Source organism: Rhizobium ecuadorense (assembly GCF_001187535.1).
Classification (GTDB): domain Bacteria; phylum Pseudomonadota; class Alphaproteobacteria; order Rhizobiales; family Rhizobiaceae; genus Rhizobium; species Rhizobium ecuadorense.
Window position 1 is genome coordinate 1 of the sequence record NZ_LFIO01000010.1, and the last position, 534, is coordinate 534.

Here is a 534-nt window from a genome sequence, read left to right on the forward strand (position 1 = left end):
GAGCGCTATACCGATAGCTATCGCGATGCATTCATCCAAGACCTCCGTCAGGTCGCGGCAGCGCGTCCGGCAATGACGTTCCTGTTGAAGCCTCACCACGCTGGCAGGTACCTAGCTAAAAACATCCACCTGCTGGCGGATGCGCCTGCCAACATCGTTTTGGCCGATCCCACAGTGCCGCCCTGGGAGGCCTATACGGCCAGCGCGATTATCGGCTCTGTCGACGCGGTGATCACAACGCCTTCTACGGTAGCCCTCGATGCCGCCCGTGCGGTTCACCCCGTCGCCGTTGCTGGCTATGGCATGACGTTGCCAGTCTATGAACCGTTGCCAATTTTGACGAACGCTGGTAGCTGGCTGAGCTTCATCGACGGGGTTGGTGCCGCGTCAAGTGAGCTTCAGTCCCGTCTCGAAGAATTTCGTATGCGACATGTAATCGAGGGCGATGCCGTTGGCCGTATCCTCGACAGAATCGCTGCGGACGTGCGCCGCCCTAACGAAGGGAAACGGTCAGGGCAAAGGCATGATGGAGGT

1 pseudogene is annotated in these 534 nt (G+C 59.4%); it reads left to right on the top strand.

The window, feature by feature from the left end:
* Positions 1-534 (top strand): annotated as a pseudogene (locus AF337_RS00030) (hypothetical protein); the annotation flags it as partial.